Source organism: Thermodesulfovibrionales bacterium, assembly GCA_026417875.1.
Taxonomy (GTDB): domain Bacteria; phylum Nitrospirota; class Thermodesulfovibrionia; order Thermodesulfovibrionales; family CALJEL01; genus CALJEL01.
Genome location: JAOACK010000049.1, coordinates 1 through 244 on the forward strand (window position 1 = coordinate 1; position 244 = coordinate 244).

Genomic DNA, 244 nt, shown 5'->3' on the forward strand with positions numbered 1-244 from the left:
GTCTATGCTGTCATAAGGCCTGAACTGAGCCTTGCCTAACATCGCAAGTACCTTGGTTATCGCCGCCGTAAGCGTGGTCTTGCCATGGTCTACATGCCCTATCGTGCCTATGTTTACATGGGGCTTTACTCTCTCAAATTTGGCCTTTGCCATCTGTACCTCCGATTCTGGATTTTAAAGAGGGAAACAAGGCTTCCCCTTTAGATCCGCAAAATTATTATAAAATATTTACTCTTTCAATTTC

At 43.9% G+C, this 244-nt stretch carries 1 protein-coding gene; it reads right to left on the reverse strand.

What is annotated here, in order from left to right:
• On the reverse strand, positions 1 to 153 hold a 153-nt coding region (locus N2257_08400), incomplete at its 3' end, for a GTP-binding protein (protein MCX7794405.1).
• Positions 154 to 244: the final 91 nt, after the last annotated feature.